General features: G+C 37.0%; 17 protein-coding genes, 1 tRNA gene, 2 rRNA genes and 1 other annotated feature. Of the genes, 6 read left to right on the forward strand and 14 right to left on the reverse strand.

Annotated elements, in window-relative coordinates; translation table 11 throughout:
* Positions 1–72 precede the first annotated feature (72 nt).
* Together Q0Y70_RS02565 and Q0Y70_RS02570 are read left to right on the forward strand one after the other, a co-directional pair.
* Positions 73–756: a type 1 glutamine amidotransferase gene (locus Q0Y70_RS02565; RefSeq protein ID WP_297816161.1), complete on the forward strand. Its 684-nt coding sequence runs from the start codon at positions 73–75 to the stop codon at positions 754–756.
* Positions 737–2,122, forward strand: coding sequence for an APC family permease (locus tag Q0Y70_RS02570; RefSeq protein WP_297816163.1), 1,386 nt, complete (start codon positions 737–739; stop codon positions 2,120–2,122). Before Q0Y70_RS02565 ends, Q0Y70_RS02570 begins: the two co-directional genes overlap by 20 nt.
* A gap of 119 nt (positions 2,123–2,241) precedes the next feature.
* Here the strand turns inward: Q0Y70_RS02570 and Q0Y70_RS02575 are convergent, their stop codons facing one another.
* On the reverse strand, positions 2,242–3,078 hold the full coding sequence (locus Q0Y70_RS02575; protein ID WP_297816165.1) for an Rgg/GadR/MutR family transcriptional regulator: 837 nt from the start codon (positions 3,076–3,078) through the stop codon (positions 2,242–2,244).
* Positions 3,079–3,093: 15 nt separating this feature from the next.
* On the opposite strand from Q0Y70_RS02575, the gene Q0Y70_RS02580 reads away from it, so the two are divergent.
* The 3 genes from Q0Y70_RS02580 (at position 3,094) to Q0Y70_RS02590 (ending at position 5,900) form a co-directional block, all read left to right on the forward strand.
* Entirely contained in the window at positions 3,094–3,252 is a 159-nt protein-coding gene (locus Q0Y70_RS02580; RefSeq protein WP_297816167.1) for a hypothetical protein, read from the forward strand.
* 255 nt (positions 3,253–3,507) lie between these two features.
* Positions 3,508–4,278: an SLAP domain-containing protein gene (locus tag Q0Y70_RS02585; RefSeq protein ID WP_297816169.1), complete on the forward strand. Its 771-nt coding sequence runs from the start codon at positions 3,508–3,510 to the stop codon at positions 4,276–4,278.
* A 236-nt stretch (positions 4,279–4,514) separates the two neighbouring features.
* Positions 4,515–5,900 carry an SLAP domain-containing protein gene (locus Q0Y70_RS02590; protein WP_297816171.1) on the forward strand — a complete coding sequence of 462 codons (1,386 nt, stop codon included), beginning with the start codon at positions 4,515–4,517 and terminating at the stop codon, positions 5,898–5,900.
* A 69-nt stretch (positions 5,901–5,969) separates the two neighbouring features.
* On the opposite strand, the gene Q0Y70_RS02595 is transcribed toward Q0Y70_RS02590, so the two are convergent.
* Positions 5,970–6,395 carry a hypothetical protein gene (locus tag Q0Y70_RS02595; RefSeq protein WP_297816173.1) on the reverse strand — a complete coding sequence of 142 codons (426 nt, stop codon included), beginning with the start codon at positions 6,393–6,395 and terminating at the stop codon, positions 5,970–5,972.
* Positions 6,396–6,406: 11 nt separating this feature from the next.
* The gene (locus tag Q0Y70_RS02600; RefSeq protein WP_297816175.1) at positions 6,407–7,324 is read right to left on the reverse strand and encodes a DMT family transporter; all 918 of its coding nucleotides are present in this window, start codon (positions 7,322–7,324) and stop codon (positions 6,407–6,409) included.
* Positions 7,325–7,433: 109 nt separating this feature from the next.
* Positions 7,434–7,686 (forward strand) — a binding site (T-box leader).
* Between the two features lie 59 nt (positions 7,687–7,745).
* On the opposite strand from Q0Y70_RS02600, the gene asnA reads away from it, so the two are divergent.
* Positions 7,746–8,756, forward strand: coding sequence for an aspartate--ammonia ligase (gene asnA, locus Q0Y70_RS02605; RefSeq protein ID WP_297816177.1), 1,011 nt, complete (start codon positions 7,746–7,748; stop codon positions 8,754–8,756).
* Between the two features lie 92 nt (positions 8,757–8,848).
* Here asnA and Q0Y70_RS02610 read toward each other — a convergent pair whose 3' ends face one another.
* From Q0Y70_RS02610 to Q0Y70_RS02660, 11 genes are all read right to left on the reverse strand, one after another.
* Positions 8,849–10,249, reverse strand: a complete 1,401-nt coding sequence (locus tag Q0Y70_RS02610; protein WP_297816179.1) for an APC family permease — start codon at positions 10,247–10,249, stop codon at positions 8,849–8,851.
* A 23-nt stretch (positions 10,250–10,272) separates the two neighbouring features.
* Positions 10,273–10,995: a gamma-glutamyl-gamma-aminobutyrate hydrolase family protein gene (locus Q0Y70_RS02615; protein WP_297816180.1), complete on the reverse strand. Its 723-nt coding sequence runs from the start codon at positions 10,993–10,995 to the stop codon at positions 10,273–10,275.
* A gap of 90 nt (positions 10,996–11,085) precedes the next feature.
* Positions 11,086–12,462: an amino acid permease gene (locus Q0Y70_RS02620; protein WP_297816182.1), complete on the reverse strand. Its 1,377-nt coding sequence runs from the start codon at positions 12,460–12,462 to the stop codon at positions 11,086–11,088.
* The gene (locus Q0Y70_RS02625; protein WP_297816184.1) at positions 12,452–13,855 is read right to left on the reverse strand and encodes an amino acid permease; all 1,404 of its coding nucleotides are present in this window, start codon (positions 13,853–13,855) and stop codon (positions 12,452–12,454) included. The genes Q0Y70_RS02620 and Q0Y70_RS02625 overlap by 11 nt, the downstream gene beginning before the upstream one ends.
* Positions 13,856–14,016: 161 nt before the next feature.
* A complete protein-coding gene (locus Q0Y70_RS02630; protein ID WP_297816186.1) occupies positions 14,017–14,391 on the reverse strand; it encodes a DUF956 family protein in 375 nt (124 codons plus the stop codon).
* A 64-nt stretch (positions 14,392–14,455) separates the two neighbouring features.
* Positions 14,456–15,376 carry a PTS system mannose/fructose/sorbose family transporter subunit IID gene (locus Q0Y70_RS02635; protein WP_297816188.1) on the reverse strand — a complete coding sequence of 307 codons (921 nt, stop codon included), beginning with the start codon at positions 15,374–15,376 and terminating at the stop codon, positions 14,456–14,458.
* Positions 15,377–15,399: 23 nt separating this feature from the next.
* Positions 15,400–16,209 (reverse strand): PTS mannose/fructose/sorbose transporter subunit IIC, encoded by an 810-nt coding sequence (locus Q0Y70_RS02640; protein ID WP_297816190.1) that lies wholly within the window; start codon positions 16,207–16,209, stop codon positions 15,400–15,402.
* A gap of 12 nt (positions 16,210–16,221) precedes the next feature.
* Positions 16,222–17,226, reverse strand: a complete 1,005-nt coding sequence (locus Q0Y70_RS02645; protein ID WP_297816192.1) for a PTS sugar transporter subunit IIB — start codon at positions 17,224–17,226, stop codon at positions 16,222–16,224.
* A 294-nt stretch (positions 17,227–17,520) separates the two neighbouring features.
* Positions 17,521–17,593: transfer RNA gene (locus tag Q0Y70_RS02650), tRNA-Asn, on the reverse strand.
* A 13-nt stretch (positions 17,594–17,606) separates the two neighbouring features.
* A 5S ribosomal RNA gene (gene rrf / locus Q0Y70_RS02655) occupies positions 17,607–17,723 on the reverse strand.
* 59 nt (positions 17,724–17,782) lie between these two features.
* A 23S ribosomal RNA gene (locus tag Q0Y70_RS02660) occupies positions 17,783–17,968 on the reverse strand; the annotation flags it as partial.

Below are 17,968 nucleotides of genomic sequence, written 5' to 3' on the forward strand. Positions count from 1 at the left end.
TTTTTCAATTTTTGAGTGCCATCCCTATTTTGGGTTATACTTTTATCATGAACAATAGTAAGGAAGATACGTATGGCAGATAAATTAATTAAAATTGCTTACCTTTATGAAGACTTGATGAATACCTATGGAGATTCTGGGGATGTTAAAGTCTTAAAATATTTATTAGCAAAAAAAGGCTATCAAACCGAAGTTGATAATATCTCTTTAGATGATGAATTTGATGCAAACGACTATGACTTTGTCTTTTTCGGCGGCGGTCAAGACTTCGAACAGACTGTAGTTGCTAAAGACTTGCCACGTCATAAAGATACAATCGAAAGATATATTAATGCTGGTAATCCTATGCTTTGTATCTGCGGTGGCTATCAGTTAATGGGCTCATATTATAAAACCAATTCTGGCGTTACAATTAAAGGATTGGATATTTTGCCACTGCATACAGTCTTTAAAGCTGATAAGCGAATGATCGGAGACACTCGCTATATGACTGAATGGGGTGAAGTGAAAGCTTTTGAAAATCACTCAGGCCAGACTTATTTTGATGACACTAATAAACTTCACCCATTTGGAGAAATGATCGAAGGATACGGCAACAACCCTCAAGATAAGCAAGAAGGTTTACGCTACAAGAATATGATTGGTTCTTATTCTCACGGGCCATTATTAAAAAACGTCAACGTTGCCAATGCCATTGTAGAAATGATTTTGACACGACATGAGGAACGAACAAATAATGAAGTTAAATCTGTTTAGAAAAGAAAGCCTCCAGCGTTATTTGGGTACTGATAAGCACTTTGTTAAAACGCTAGGGGCTTTTGACTTATTAACATTAGGAATCGGCGCAGTTATTGGAACGGGGATTTTCATTTTACCTGGAACGGTAGCTGCTACTGAAGCAGGCCCCGGCGTTACCTTATCATTCATCGTAGCCGCCGCAGTGTGTGCGCTATGTAGTATGTGTTATGCGGAATTATCTTCAAGCATCCCAGTTGCAGGAAGCGCTTATTCATACGGAAATATCTTATATGGCGAAGTAATTGGCTGGATCTTGGGATGGGCATTAGTGCTTGAATATATGCTTTCAGTTGCGGCAGTGTCATCGGGATGGGCAGCTTACTTTAATTCGCTGATTAATAGTTTTGGACTACATATCCCCCACTTTTTAGAAGGGCCTTATGATCCGGCCCACGGCACTTACATCAATATCTGGGCAGTTATCAGTGTTGTGTTAATCGCAGTGCTGCTTTCTCGCGGAATGAAATCATCGATGAAGTTCAACAACGCAGCCGTAATTATTAAGATTGCAATTATCTTTATCTTTATTGGTGTAGGCTTGTTCTTTATCAAACCTAAGAACTATCAGCCATTTACCCCCTTTGGTGCAAACGGAGTATTGCACGGAGCAACAACCGTCTTTTTCGCCTTTTTAGGATTTGACGTAGTATCGTCATCAGCTGCTGAAGTTAAGAATCCTAAAAAGAATATGCCGATTGGTATCATTGGAACTTTGGTCATCGCTGCAGTTTTATATATGGGTGTATCTGTAGTTTTAACTGGTATGGTCAATTACAAGCAATTGAACGTAGCCAATCCAGTAGCTTATGCCCTTAAGTTAGTAAATCAGGGATGGATTGCAGACTTACTTTCAATCGGTGCAATTGTCGGAATGAGTACGATGATGTTATCCATGATCTATTCATCTTCAAGACTGATTTACTCTATCGGACGTGACGGCTTACTACCAAGCTTTTTAGGAAAAATCGATAAAAGTGGCTTACCTGAAAATGCCTTATGGATTGTAACGCTCATCATTGCCTTAATGGGAGGTTTATTCTCCTTAGATGAATTAACCAGCTTAGTATCCATTGGGACATTACTTGCCTTCACCTTTGTATCATTCGGCGTAATTTTATTACGCAAGCGCAAAGACATCCCCGAAGGAAACTTCCGCGTTCCACTATATCCATTTATTCCGATTCTTTCGGGTCTAGCTTGTATAGGGATGATGTGCTTCTTGCATGTTAAGACCTATATCTTTGCTGGAATTTGGTTTGCTCTAGGATTATTGATCTACTTTGTTTATGGATACCGCCATAGTAAGCTGAATAAGGTGCGCTAAAAGACTAGCTACGTCATTTTGAAGTGGCTAGTCTTTTTATATAATTTATTTTCATATATGTAAATTTTAAATTTACAGAAAAGTATTAGAGAGTATTCTAACATTATGAAAAGCAAATATTAGTTCAGCTTTTCATATTCTTGAAATAGGTCTTCATAAAGTTGATTCAAACCCAATTTTTTTAGTCCATCAAGAAGTTTGAAAACAGATTTGTTATTACCTGTAACCCTAAATTCTAATAAAGCTTCAAAATAATTTTTTCTAATCAATGAATCACTGGAAAAACGATCATTCCAAATGGAATCTATGTTTTTATCTAGTTTTTGGGCTAATTTAGTATCAGTTCTAATCAGTATTAAGAAAATATTGAGTATTGTATTTACAAAATAGGAAGCAAGCTCAACACTATTCTGAGTAATTTTTGAAAAGCTCAAAATAAATATGCTAGATATGGCATAGACCTTTTCCGGAGGAAAGAGTAAACAGGTGTTTCCAAAATTCATCAAGTCTCTATAGTTCCACTTATTTATCTGCGAGAAGAAATTAAAAAGATCTGCAATATCTACTTCATCCATCGGATTTTTTCCACTCAGATCGTAATAAAAGTTAGCAGCAATAGCTGCTTTAACAAGCTCATTTATTTTACTATCTCTGTGATAAAGGGATATATGTCTCAAAAACAGTCGATATAGCGAAGAGATATCATTTGTTAAATAATAATTCGATACCTCTTCAACATATTTTGGTTGTTCTACATTAATATTACCAACTAGTTCAAAAAAATCACTTGGTGAAATATTTATTCTTTTTAATAGTTGAATGAATTTACTCAACGGAATATCTCCCTTACCATTTTCCCATCTTGATAAAGAAGCTGTAGAAATTATTCCTTTTGAAGCATCAGTTATAGTTATCTTTTCTTGTTTTCTTATTTTTTTAAAATCACTATTATACATGAGGTGTCTTAATATATGAAAAAAATTCTAATCTTACTAGGTTTTATTTGGGGCGGTGGTCTAATTGTAGTAGGTGGCGGTCTACCTGCCATCGGACATAATTATTCCTTTATGTACTCACCTTCTACTTTAACATATGTAAATCAATCCAACAGTTTAAATCAATTGAATTAAGAAAGGTATAACATATGAAAATAACTAACAAGTTCATTGGTATCTCAGGTGCCACTTTAATGGCGTTATCCGCATTTAATGCTTCAGCTTCTTCCGTATTCACTGAAACCACAAACACCAACGCTAAATAAGTCCGATTCCCTAAGAAATACACTCAATGGGGTAAAGGTGAATAATTAGTTAATTCAGCTTGTATTTATTACTATACGCTATACAATAAAGGGTGAGATCTGGAATAGTTCAGGAGGTCAATTTATGAAATATACAAAGTTATTAGCCGCAGGATTAGCTGTACTTTCTCTTGATGCGACTGCTCCAAACATAGTCAATGCTGCTAGCGATACAACAAGTTCTTTTACCAAAAGTAATGGAATTGCTAATATACTCACCAGTGAGGGCGCTCGTATTTATTCAGCACCTGGCCAAAATCCAACTCAAAGAGTCTTACCAGTTTATTCAAACTGGAAGGTTCTCGGCTATACTACTGTAAATGGTGTGAAATGGTTCAACGTTGGTAAAAATCAATGGATTAACAGTCAGCAGACCAAGTATACCGAGTCTTCTAATCCTACAGGCACTTATTACTATGGAAGCAAAAATGCTACTGGTGTAGTAAAAGTTCACTATAAACCTGGCTATGGAATTGCAGTTTGGTCCCAACCTGGTAAAGGCGTAATTCCAGGTAAATATTTGAAGCATGGCACTTCCTGGAAGTATTTTCAAACTGCTAATGTTGGCGGATTATTGTGGTACAACTTAGGTGGTAATCAATGGGTATCTGCGCAATATACTACCAGCGATAATCCTTATGGTGTAGCTAAATATGCCTTTGATTACAAATCAATAGTTAAAATCACTAATCCAAAAGGTGCAAAAATTTATTCTGATCCAAACTCAGGCGTTACTACCGGACACGTATTACCTGCCGCAAGTCGCTGGAAGACTTTTGAAGTTTTAAATAACGGTGATCGTTGGTACAACCTTGGCGGCAATCAATGGATCATGCAAGAAGATACTTGGGGCTAATAATATAGTTAAATATTAGTCTTACTATCAAAATAAGAGCAGGTTGTTCTGCTCTTTATTTATTCCACTCCCCGTTTCATAACCTCTAACTTTTTAAATCATTAAAGATATTTAAAATAAGTAAATTTTGGAAAGATTTTTTAAAATAACTTTAATTGTATATTGCAATTTTCTCTAATAAGAGTACACTAACAATGAATTTATATATGTATTAACGATAAGGAAGAATGTAAATTATGAACTCAAAAAAATCTCTCGCTCTTGGCGTTGGTCTTTGTGCATTAGCATTGACAGCCGTAGCAACCCCAGTTAAAGCTGCTGATACTACTTCTGCTCAAAGCGCAATTACTCAAACCTACCAACCAAAAGCTCAAGATGTCACTATTAATTACAACGCTAACGCTGGTATCGCTGTATGGACTGCTCCAAATGGCAAGACTACTGGTAAATTCGTTGGCGGCCAAACCACTACTAAGGTAGCTGGAAGCCAAGTAGTCAACGGCCATACTTGGTACTTATTAGCTGACAACTCCGGCTGGATTGATGGCTCATACGTAAAGACTGAAGCTACTGCTCCAGCTAAGACCACAACTACTTCATCCACCAACAAGACTACTACTAAGACTCCAGCTAAGACTGAAAGCAAGACTACTTATGCTGAAGAAATCGTAACTGCTGGCAATAACGGAGCTCCTGTTTACTCAGCACCTAATGCTTCAGCTAAAACTAAGCGTGTCTTAGCCAAAGGTTCTAACTGGAAGTCCTTCTACCGCGTTGAAAATGGTTCAACTTGGTACAACTTAGGTGGTAATCAATTCGTATTAGCTAGTGATTTAGCTTCTAAGAATACTACTACTAAAGAAACTAAACCTGCTGATACTAAGAAAGATACTGAAAAATCCAACACTTCAAAAGACACCTCTAAGCTCGAGGCTGTTTCTATTGACAAGATCGTTAAAGTTCAAAATGCTAAAGGTGCTGTAGTTTACAGCAAACCAGCAACTGATGCTAAGACTAGTCGTGTATTATCTAACGACTCACGTTGGAAGGCATTCAAGCAAGCTAACGTAAATGGTACTACTTGGTACAACCTTGGTGGTAACCAATGGGTATTAGCTAGTGATGTAGATGGCTCAAATGCTTCTAAGAACACTACTTCCTCTACTAATAATACTGATTCTTCAGATATTAAAGCTGCAACTGGTACTGTAACTGTTCACTACAAACCAGGTTACGGAATTGCAGTTTGGTCACAACCAGGTAAGAATGCAATTGCAGGGAAATATTTGAAACATGGCACTTCTTGGAAGTACTTCAAAGTTGCTAATGTTAACGGTACTGTTTGGTACAACTTAGGTGGTAATCAATGGGTTTCTGGTCAATACTTAACAAGTAATAATCCCGAAGGAATTGCTCGTTATACTATTGATTCAAGATTTACTACTAAAATTACCAATCCTAAAGGTGCTAAAGTTTACTCCGACCCTAACTCCGGCATCTCAACTGGTCGCGTTCTTCCTAAAAACAGCAACTGGAAAGTATTTAAAGTTTTAGGCAATGGTGACCGTTGGTATAACCTTGGCGGCAATCAATGGATCATGCAAGAAGATACTTGGAACTAATAAATCATAAATAAAAAATGCTGAAACTCACTTCAATTCGAGCTTCAGCATTTTTATTTACTCAAAATTTTATCTCTTCATACGATTTTTCACTAGTAATACAATACCAACTATCACCGCAATTTCTGGAATTATAGCTTGTGTCCAAATAAGCGGCCGATGCCATAAAATGACCATCACAATAATCCCTGAAAACGTTAATATAACGCCAAGATTTCCAAAATTATTCCTATCAAACTTCTTCGGTACATGTAAAATCAAAGCCGCAATGAATAACACTGCGCCGATGATTAACATGATTGTAGCTAAAAACGTCAAAATTGAGTTTTCATCAAAATCATTTCTTACTCCCAATGCACTCAATGCTAAAACGGCGCCACAGATCATAAAATTGATCCCGACAGTCCAGATACTGAAATCAAAACTGAACGCTCTCAAACAAAGATATGCAACTAGTAAACAGATAATAATATTAACAAATACAAGCACTAACATTTTTTAATCCTCTATTCCTGCATTGAGGTTGATTTATCTTTCTTTTTTTTAGGCTGCCAGTTAAGAGCTAAAACAGCCAAAATAATCATTACTGAACCCACCCAATCAATTGGTACCATAACTAAATTAAAAACAATTACTGACCCAATCGTAGCTGACACTGGTTCAAATGCATCAAGTAAGCTGGCTGTAGATGGCTGGATATAGCGCAGTGATCCCATCATCCATTGGAATGGAATCAAGGTTCCAATCACAATTACCCCAGCCATTAGCCAGAAGATATTCATATTATTAGGTAAATGTGGCCAAACTGGATGAACTATTAACAAAGCTATCCCGGCAGATAATAATCCCCACCCCGTTACTACTAAACTTGATGTATGATCAAGCAAGCGGCGCGGAATTAAAGTATTAGTAGCAACACCTACTGCTGACAAAAATCCCCAAAATAAGACACTTGGCGAAAGTGACAGCTGATTAAAGTGGCCATGGGTGGCCAAGAAAAAGACTCCAATGAAAGCGACAATCGCTGCAATAACATCAATTGCGCGTAACACTTGATGTTCAAATAAAACCATGTAAAGCATTACGAAAAAAGGCCCCACAAATTGTAAAATTGTCGCAATTGAAGCATTTGCTTGCTGAACAACCACAAAGTAACAATATTGCACGGGTAATAAGCCTAACAATCCATACGAAAAGACCGTAATTGCATCCTTTTTATTAGTTACGGTTTTTAAAGGCTTTTTACCAGTGAATTGGGCAAAAACTAATAAAATTACCCCACTTACAATCATTCGCACCTGAGAGATCCAAATTGGCGTAATTTGGCTACTAATATTAAACAATCCACGTGCAAATAATCCTGATATTCCCCAAAACACACAGGCTAATGCGGCTAAACAGGTCCACAATCTTTTTTTCGACATTATGTTTCTCCTTAATTTCTTCCTTGTACATATTAACAAAAAATTCAAATTAATTCTTGCAATATTTCTCTAAATAAGTTTTAATATAATCAATAATTAATTTGAACTTTTAAAGGCTATGTAAAAGACGAGTAAATAAACTATTCTTTCAGTGAGTTAACGCTAGTGAGAAGTTAACAGACCCTAGTTTATTGAAAAACACTTTTTCTCGCCGCACACTGAAATAAATCTTCTTTAAACTAAGTGCTGCCGTCTCCGATACGTTATCTCATCGGTAGAATATGATTGTATTCTATAAGTTGGTCTAGAAGATAACTAGACAATTTAGGTGGTACCGCGGAAAAAAGCCTTTCGTCCTGAACATTTCAGAAGCGAAGGGCTTTTTCTTTACTTCTAAATCTACATTAAAGAAGGAAAAATTATGGAACTTATATTACCTAAAGACTACCGTCCATCATTAAACATTCGTGATACCGAAGCAGCAATTGTTTTTATCCGCGAAACTTTTCAAGATAAACTTGCTAGCATTCTAAACGTCCAAAGAATGTCTGCTCCTATGTTTGTCGAAAAAAATACTGGATTAAACGACAATCTTAATGGTATTGAGCGACCAGTTGCTTTTGATATGAAGGCAATGCCAGATAACCCAATTGAAGTCGTTCACTCTTTAGCTAAATGGAAGCGCCTTGCTCTCAAAAAATATGGCTTTGGGATGCATGAAGGCTTGTATACCAACATGAACGCCATTAGACGTGATGAAGATTTAGATAACTTTCACTCAATCTACGTTGATCAATGGGACTGGGAAAAGGTTATTTCTGAGCAAGATCGCAATTTAGACTATCTTCAAGTTACTGTAACCCAAATTTTTAAAGCTATCAAAGAAACCGAAAAATTAGTTGCTGCTCGCTATCCAGGTTCAACTTACCGCATTGCTGATCACGTTTCATTTATAACTACCCAAGAGCTTGAGGATCGCTGGCCTGATCTTAGTCCTGATGAACGTGAAGATCGGATCGCAAAAGAAGAAAAAGCTGTCTTCATTATGAAAATTGGAGATAAATTAAAGCGCAGTGGCAAGCCACACGACGGTCGTGCTCCTGATTATGATGACTGGCAACTAAACGGTGATTTAGTATTTTGGTATGAGCCCTTAAACAGCAAGATTGAAATTTCTTCAATGGGGATTCGTGTCAGTGCTGAAAGTTTGCGTAGTCAGGTCGAAAAGGCTGGAGTAAGTGAAAGACTAGAACTGCCATTTCACAAGATGGTTCTTAGCCATGAGCTACCATTCTCCATCGGCGGAGGAATCGGTCAATCACGCCTATGCATGCTCTTGTTAGGCAAAGCACATATTGGTGAAGTTCAAGCAAGTATTTGGCCTGATGATATGCTTGAAAAATGTGCTCAAGATCATATTGAAATTTTATAATTCTAAGGTGTAGCTTGATTGCTACGCCTTTTTATTTATAGTAAAAAAGCATCTTACCGTCGGTCTAATCCGAGCAGCAAGGTGCTTTTTAATTAATTATTTTTTTGACGATCTTTTTTAGAAATGAGGAACATGATTGCTGGTAAAATTATAAAACCAAAAATCATCATGGCAATTGCATACCAATTTATTCCGATAAATTCGCCCTTAGCATTCATAATTCCAAACTGAGCACGCCAGTTATATTCAACTAATAAGAAAATTACTAAGATAATTGAAATAACCGGTGCCACAACGTCTGTCCAAACATTTTTGGGAGCATCTAAGACTTGTTCTTTACTCTTGCCGCGGAAGAATTGAATTACGGCAAGTGGTACAACAATGAATCCCAAGAAACGAACCATGGCACTTAAAGTAATCAAGTTAACCATATTATATTCAAATGCCATTGGAATTAAGATTGCCAACCCAACTGAAATAAAGAAGGTTCTAATTGGAAAATTATTCTTTGTTCTCTTGGTGAGTGCCTTAGATAACTGGTTCTCACGAGCCATGGCTTCCAAAATACGAGGAGCGTTAAAACTTGAAGCGACATTGATACCAAACATTGAAACAAGTGCTCCGACCAAAATCACATCACGTAAGATTTCATTTTGGAAAATTGCTGCAATAGCAACAACTTGCTTAGTAGTCATTAAAGCTCGTGGATTAAGAATCATGGCTACAGCAACTACACCGATATAAACAATCGCAATAACTAAAATGGCTAGTGGAATTGCACGTGGCAAGTTCTTTTCAGGATCTTTCATATCTTCAGAACCTGATGCTACAGATTCAAAACCTGTAAATGCATAAAAAGCTGAAACAATAGCCATTACAAAACCAGTTATCGTCAAAGCTGGGACGATCTTTTGACCATTTTGAGTAATTTGGTCAACTTCATTAAGATTGCTAGAAGCGCCAGTAGTAATTAATAAAATTACCCCAGCTACAATAATTAAGACTAAGGCTGCTAGTTTACCAATAGTAGCCAAATTCATTACGTATTTCAAGACTTTTTGACCAAATAAATTGATGATCGTAATCACAGCCATTAAAATCAAAAAGCCCCAAGTAACATTCCAATTATTATTCGGATTTCCTCCGAAGATAGAAATAGTCGACTTAATAACTCCGACAGCCATTACTCCCCAAGCTACACTTGCTGAGAAGTAACGCAAAATTCCCATGTAAAATCCGACATTATTTCCAAAGGCAGCTTTAGAGTATGCATAAGCTGCTCCGGATTTAGTCACATATTTAGCAGCTGCAGCAAAACTTATAGCCAATACTGATGCAATTAAAGCAGCAATAAAATACACAACCAAAGCTTTGGAGCCGGCTTGTTGAACTACACTTCCTGGTGTTAAAAAGATTCCGGATCCGATAATAGCATTGATAGCTAGTAAAACAATAGACCAAAATCCTAGCTTATCATTTTCACTTTTACTCATTTATTAGCTTTCCCCTCTTATTCTTAGTTGGCCTTATCAATAATATATTTGAAGAGATTATTTTGATAAGAAACCACCCGATGCAGCATCTCCGGATGCCATTGTACTGCAATAACAGATGCATCTTCATTCTCAATTGCTTCGACCACTCCATCTACACAACGTGCCGCAACTTTAAAGTCACTAGCAACCTCATCTATTAATTGGTGGTGGAAAGAATTAGTCTGCAGCTTTTCTTTACCTAACAATTCTTGAATTTTACTCCCACTTACAGTTTCAACTGTATGAGTAAGTAAAGTTGGAGTTTGATTTTGAGAATGTTTCAATGTCTTTTCTTTACGATAGCTCAAATCTTGATATAAGCTTCCGCCATGAGCTACATTAATAATCTGCATCCCTCGACAGATTCCCAGCACCGGAATATGCTTTTGTTCAGCTAACTTTAGCAATTCCATATCAAATTCATCACGTTCGGTCCAGATATCACCCAATTTTTGTTCAGGTTCTTGTCCGTAATTATGCGGATCTACATCGTGACCTCCTGAAAGAATCAATCCTTGAACATGATCTAATTGCTGTTTAATGACTTCCTTGTCTTGGTTAAAAGGAATAATATAAGGAATTCCACCATTTTGAACTACAGAGTCTACATAGTCTTCGTTTACATAACTACGACGATAACCTGGAAAAATTCCACCATCATCAATAATTACTGAACCTGAAATTCCAATAAGTGGTTTTACCATAATAATTCCTCCTTGTTTTCATATATAACTACTATACAAGAAAACGTCACTTACTACAAGTAAGAAAAAGAGAGTATTTTATCTGAAAAACTATTTTTTACGATGACGAACCAAATAAACGATCGTTGCCACAATTAAAACACCTGCTCCAACAGATACTGAGACCCGTGTTTCTGGATTGATAAACATAAAAATCACAATAACTACCAGCATGATAAATGCAAAATAGTTTGAGTATGGATATAGTGGCAATTTAAATGGATGTTTTTCCATTAATTCTGGATTATGTTTTCTAAATTTCAGTTCCGCAATCAAAATTACAAACCAAGCAACCATTCCTGGTAAAACAGAAGAACTATAAACAATAACAAATAATTCTCCCATACTCTTGTTAAGCATCGAAACGATAAAGTTTAAAATGAAGCCGATTAAAATTCCGCTCGTAATCCCAATGATTGCATGATTAGGAACAATTCTTTTAGAAATATTTCCGAAGGTTTTTGGTGCTTCTCCATCATGAGCCAATTTAAAGAGCATGCGACTAGACGAATAAATTCCTGAATTAGCCCCAGATAAAGCAGCAGTTAAAACAACGAAGTTAATAATTCCAGCAGCTGCAGTAATTCCCACTTTTGTAAAAGTTTCTACAAATGGCGAGCCAATATTACTTAATTGATCCCATGGATAAATTGTCACAATTACAAAAATTGCTCCAACGTAGAAAATCAAGATACGCCAAAGGACTGACTTAACACTTTTGACAATGGCTTCTTGCGGATTAGCTACTTCTCCAGCTGAAATTCCAATTAATTCTATTCCTTCATATGAACCAACGATAATGGCCATTGAAAAGAAAAAGCCCTTCGCTCCATTAGTGAAAAATCCGCCATGACTCCATAAATTACTAAAGCCAAGCGGCACTCCATGATTACCTACCCCTAAGACAATTACCAAAAGCCCTAAAATAATCATCAAAATAATCGTCACTACTTTAATCATGGCAAACCAAAATTCCAAGGCACCATAAGCTTTAGCACTTACAAGGTTTGCTAAAAGTAAAAAGATAATAATGATTATCCCAGACCAAAATGCATTTACATTCGGCCACCAAAACCGAAGATACTCTGTCGCAGCTACTACTTCAGAGATACCAACTACGATATATTGAAATACAGCTGCCCATTCAGCCAAATATCCCGCTAACGGCGAAATATACTCTGTCGCATAATCTGCAAATGAGCCGGTGCTAGGGTTCACATAGAGCATTTCCCCTAAGGCCCGCATAACAATATACAAGATTAGACCAACAAATATATAAGCTAATAATACTGACGGCCCAGTCCATTTAATTGTTGAAGTAGACCCCATAAAAAGTCCTACCCCAATTGCACCACCAAGTGAGATCATTTCCATTTGGCGCGCAGTCATAGAACGCTTGAGTTTGGGAGCGCTAGATTTATTCTCCATCTTCTATCTCTCCTTTGCTTGTTTTTCTGTGACGAACAATATAAACCAAGGTCGCTACAATCAACACTGCAGCACCAACTAATACAGAAATTCTCGTTTCTGAATTAATTAACATAAATATTACAATTACTACTAACATAATGAAAGCAAAATAATTGGAATATGGATAAAGCGGTAATTTAAACGGATGCTTTTCTAACAAATCTGGATTATTGCGACGAAAACGTAATTCTGCAAGTAAGATTACAAACCATGGAATCATCCCCGGTAAAACTGAGGATGAAAATACCACAACAAATAGATCTTGAGTCGACTTATTAATTGTCGCAGCAATCATGTTTAAAATAAAACCGATTAAAATACCACCTGATATTCCCATAATTGCCCGACTAGGTACGATTCTTTTTGAAATATGACCAAATATCTTTGGAGCTTCTCCATCATGCGCTAGCTTAAAGAGCATGCGACTAGACGAATAGATTCCCGAATTAGCCCCTGACAAGGCAGCAGTTAAGACAACAAAGTTGATCACACTCGCAGCGGCAGTAATCCCTACCTTAGCAAATGTCGTAACAAATGGTGAACCGAGATTACTTAATTGGTCCCATGGATAAATTGTCACAATTACAAAAATTGCCCCGACGTAGAAAATCAAAATACGCCAAAGAACTGACTTAACACTTTTGACAATAGCTTGTTGCGGGTTAGCTACTTCTCCAGCTGAAATTCCTAACAGCTCAATTCCTTCATATGAACCTACAATAATGGACATTGAGAAAAAGAATCCTTTTACACCGCCGGTAAAAAATCCACCATGACTCCACAAGTTGCTAAAGCCAATTGGATGACCATGATTACCAAATCCAAACAAGATTATTGCAAAACCTAAGATAATCATGATAATAATCGTAATTACCTTAATCATCGCAAACCAAAATTCCAAAGAAGCATACGCTTTAGCACTAGCCAGATTTGCTAAAAGTAAAAAGATAATAATGATTATTCCAGACCAAAATGCATTCACATTTGGCCACCAAAATTTCAAATATTCAGTTGCAGCAACTACTTCAGACATTCCAACAACGATATATTCAAATACATTTGCCCATTCAGCTAAATATCCTGCTAATGGGTGAACATATTCAGTTGCATAATCCGCAAAGGATCCTGTGCCTGGGTTTACATAGAGCATTTCTCCTAATGCTCGCATAACAATATACAGAATCAACCCAACAAACATATAAGCTAATAAGACGGATGGGCCAGTCCACTTAATGGTTGAGGTCGATCCCATAAAAAGTCCTACACCGATTGCACCTCCAAGTGAAATCATCTCCATTTGACCAGCAGTCATGGATCGTTTCAATTGTGGTACAGACTTTTTATTTCTCATAAATTTCTAGTACTCCTGTATAGATAATATCTTAAAAAAATTGACAATATTACAGATATTTTAATACAGCCATTCCGTGTTGAAAAGCCCTATCTTTAGGTAAAACAAAAAAAGTTACATAATACTTAAAATGATTTTTAAGCGTTATGTAACTTTCGTGATTATTTATTTCTAGTAAAAATATTCTTAAGTCCCCGACGAATGCCCTGGAAAAATGTTAAAGACCGGACTATATCATCTGCTGGAATATGATTTCTCACAGCTCGTAAAACTTCTTTATTATTTTTGGCAGAAAATCTAAACTGTCCATTTTTCTTTGTTCTAATAATAAAACGAGGTATCCACTTATTAAAGTAAACTGCTGCGATAGCTTTATCTATTTCGCTCCAAGGAATTTGAACATAATTATTTGGATTACGATCATCATAATATTCGAATGCCTTATCACCAATCATTATTTTTCCATTTGAACTTAATCCAACGAAATATGTTGCACTTGTTACCAGTTCAACCTTGGTATTCATAGATTTAACCATCTCAAAACCTCCTTCCTTTATACAAAAAAAGTCTCATCTAGCAGTGAGGCTTTTTTCTTAATAATTAAAGTAATCCAGCTACGTGAGCAAGAACACCTACCACGAATATACCAATGATAATAACGATTGGTGAAACTTTCTTCTTCAATAACCACATACATAAGAAAGTTAAAAGTAATGCAGCTAAACCTGGAATCAATTGATCTAAGTTGCTTTGAAGAGTAGTTTCCTTGTAAGGAGTTAATGCTTTACCATTACCTAAATTGTATTGTAACAAAGCTTCTTTTACGCCGTTAATACCACTAGGTAATTTGTCCCAATGAATGTATTGAGCACTTTGTAATTTAACTTTAGAAATAACTGGAGTAAAGTTAATCGTTACCCAACGTTGAATCAAGGCACCGATAACGAACATACCCATCATTGAAGCTCCACGGGTAACTTTTTGTAATAAACCACCTGAAGCGTCGTCAGTAATCTTAGTACCAGCACGGTAACCAAATTCTTGGCCATACCACTTAACTGCCCATGCCATAATGTTCCAGATAACGTAGAACAAAATTGGTCCTAATACGTTACCAGAAACGGCTAATGCAGCACCCATGGCAGCCAAAATAGGTCTCATAGTGAACCAAAAGACAGGGTCACCAACACCGGCTAAAGGTCCCATCATACCAACCTTAACACCAGAAATTGCAGCGTCGTCAATTTGAGCACCGTTGGCACGGTCTTCTTCAAGTGCCAAAGTAACACCGAAGATTGGGTTTGCCATGAATGGGTGAGTGTTAAAGAACTCTAAGTGACGCTTTAATGCAGCAGCACGATCTTCTTTGTTCTTATATAACTTCTTGATTGCTGGGATCATTGAGAAAACAACCCCACCGTTCTGCATTCTTTCATAGTTGAATGATGCTAAAAGAAAGTAAGAACGTAATAAAACTTTTCTTCTATCGCTTTTTGATAAAGTAACTTTTTTATCAGCCATTTTACACCTCTCCTTGCTCTCTATTAATAATCATCCAAGATATCACCAAGTGGATCACCAGTATCACTGCTTGAACCACCGTTACTTGAGCCATTACCGCCTTTACCTTCAAGAGATAAGTAAAGAATAGCTAAAACAACACCGATAATACCTAAACTGATAAGAGTTAATTCGTGAAGTGCAGCAAGTGCAAATCCAAGGAAGAAGAATGGCCATACTTCGCGACTAGCCATCATGTTGATAACCATTGCGTAACCTACAGCAACAACCATACCACCACCAATGGTCATACCTTGAGTTAACCATGCTGGCATAGATTCCAAACCTTGACGAACCAAGTTAGCTGGAATAGCTAATAATAAAGCAGCTGGAATAGCAACACGTAAACCTTGTAATGACAAACCGATGAATTGCCATCTTTCAATAGATCTATAGTTAGCTTCTTCAGCTTTTCTATCCATGATGTGAGCAATACCAACAGTAAGAGTACGTACTAACATAGTTAAGAATAAACCAGCTACGGCTAATGGAACGGCAATACCCATGGCAGTACCGATACCAGCTTCCCCTTGACCACCTTCAATCAAGATGATAGCAGCTGCAATACCAGCCAATGAAGCATCTGGTGCCATTGCAGCACCAACGTTAGCCCAGCCCATTGCGATAAACTGCAATTGACCACCTAGCATAACACCTAATTCCAAGTGTCCAGTTACCAATCCAATAAGTGAACAAGCTACTAATGGTTGGTAAGTTTCCATTTGATCCATAACACTAGAACACCCAACAATAAAGGCAACTAATATTACAAGGATCATTTGAATACCATTCATTTATTAATCCCCCTAGTTTTTCTTTTCAGCTAAAAGTTTTTCAGCTTTGTCTAAAAGTTCGTTGATATTTGCAGGTTTATCTCCAGGAACACCACGAACATCAAACTTAACGCCCATTTTTTCAAGTTCTTTAATTGCATCAATATCTTCTTGATTAAATGAAAGAGCCTTGGTTACATTAACTTTTCCATCCTTATAAGCTGATGATCCTAAGTTAATTTCTTTTAATGGAACGCCTGCTTTAACTGCAGCTAATGCGTCTTCAACAGTTTCAAACAACAAAAGTGCGCGTGTATCTCCAAAACGAGGATCGTTTTCAACTTCAACCATCTTCTTAATTGGAACAACATGAGCATGTACACCAGCTGGCGCAGCTTGTTTAATCATGTTTTTACGCAAATTATCTTTTGAAACCTTATCAGAAACAACAATAATCCGGTTTGGATTAGTTGTTTTTGTCCAACCAGTGGCAACTTGTCCATGCAATAAACGAGTATCAACACGAGCTAAAACATGCTTGATATGCCCATCACCTAAAACGGTACCTGGTGCGATTGCACCCTTAGGTTGTTTCTTTTCTTCTGTTTTAGTTTCTTGTTTTGGAGCTTCTTTTGGCATTAAATCTTCTGGAATAGTTTTAATACCATCTTTACCAGGTTTTACAATCCCTTTAGCAATTTCTTGGGCGTTATCGTTACCCAATCTTTGCCCCAAAGCTTCAATAACCATAGGCAAGTTCATACCTGAAACAATTGCCCAAGTATCTTTATGCTTACCTACTAAATCATTTGCTTGGTTAAATGGAGTACCACCCCATAGGTCTACGATGAAAAGAACTTGTTCTTGATCATCAAAAGATGCTACAGCATCTTCCATTTTTTTATGAATGTCATCAGGACCTTCATCTGGCTTTAAAATAACGTGAGCCAAATTTTGTTGAGGTCCAAAAATCATTTCAGCCGATTGAAAGATTCCATCTGCGAATCCACCGTGACTGGCTAGAACGATTCCAACCATAAATACTTCCCCCTTATTTTAGTCGGTGTAAAAATGTGTTAGCGTTTTCTTAATTAGTTTTAAAATAAAAGTCTGTGATTTCCCCAAATCGTTCAGACCATATTTAAATATTATAATTAAAAATATGCACATACACCTTTAACCCTTGATGTACAGGCATTAAAGCCAAACATAACAATGAAAGTATAACAAATTACAAGCCTTAAAAAAAGACTAAATTAATAAAAAATTTAATTTTTACAAAAGAAAAAAGGAAGAGACAATGTCTCTCCCCTTTCTTTCCTTAACTTCCTACTCCGGCTGTCAGACTCGAACTGACGACAACCTGATTAACAGTCAGGTGCTCTACCAACTGAGCTAAGCCGGAATATTAAAAAAGAGCACGGCGACTGCCTACCCTCGCAGGCAGTTTCCCACCAACTACTCTCGGCGTTAAGAAGCTTAACTTCTGTGTTCGGCATGGGAACAGGTGTATCCTTCTTGCTATCGCCACCGTACTCTTTTTGAGCTTTTACACTCAAAACTGAATATATTCCTAACAAAAACCTCTTTGCTTTTGGTCAAGTGCTCGACTGATTAGTACTAGTCCGCTCCATACATCGCTGTACTTCCACTCCTAGCCTATCTACCTCATCGTCTTTAAGGTGTCTTACTGCTTTCGCATCGGAAATCTCATCTTGAGGGGGGCTTCGCACTTAGATGCTTTCAGCGCTTATCCCTTCCGCACATAGCTACCCAGCGA

This window comes from uncultured Lactobacillus sp. (genome assembly GCF_947367085.1).
Lineage (GTDB): Bacteria > Bacillota > Bacilli > Lactobacillales > Lactobacillaceae > Lactobacillus.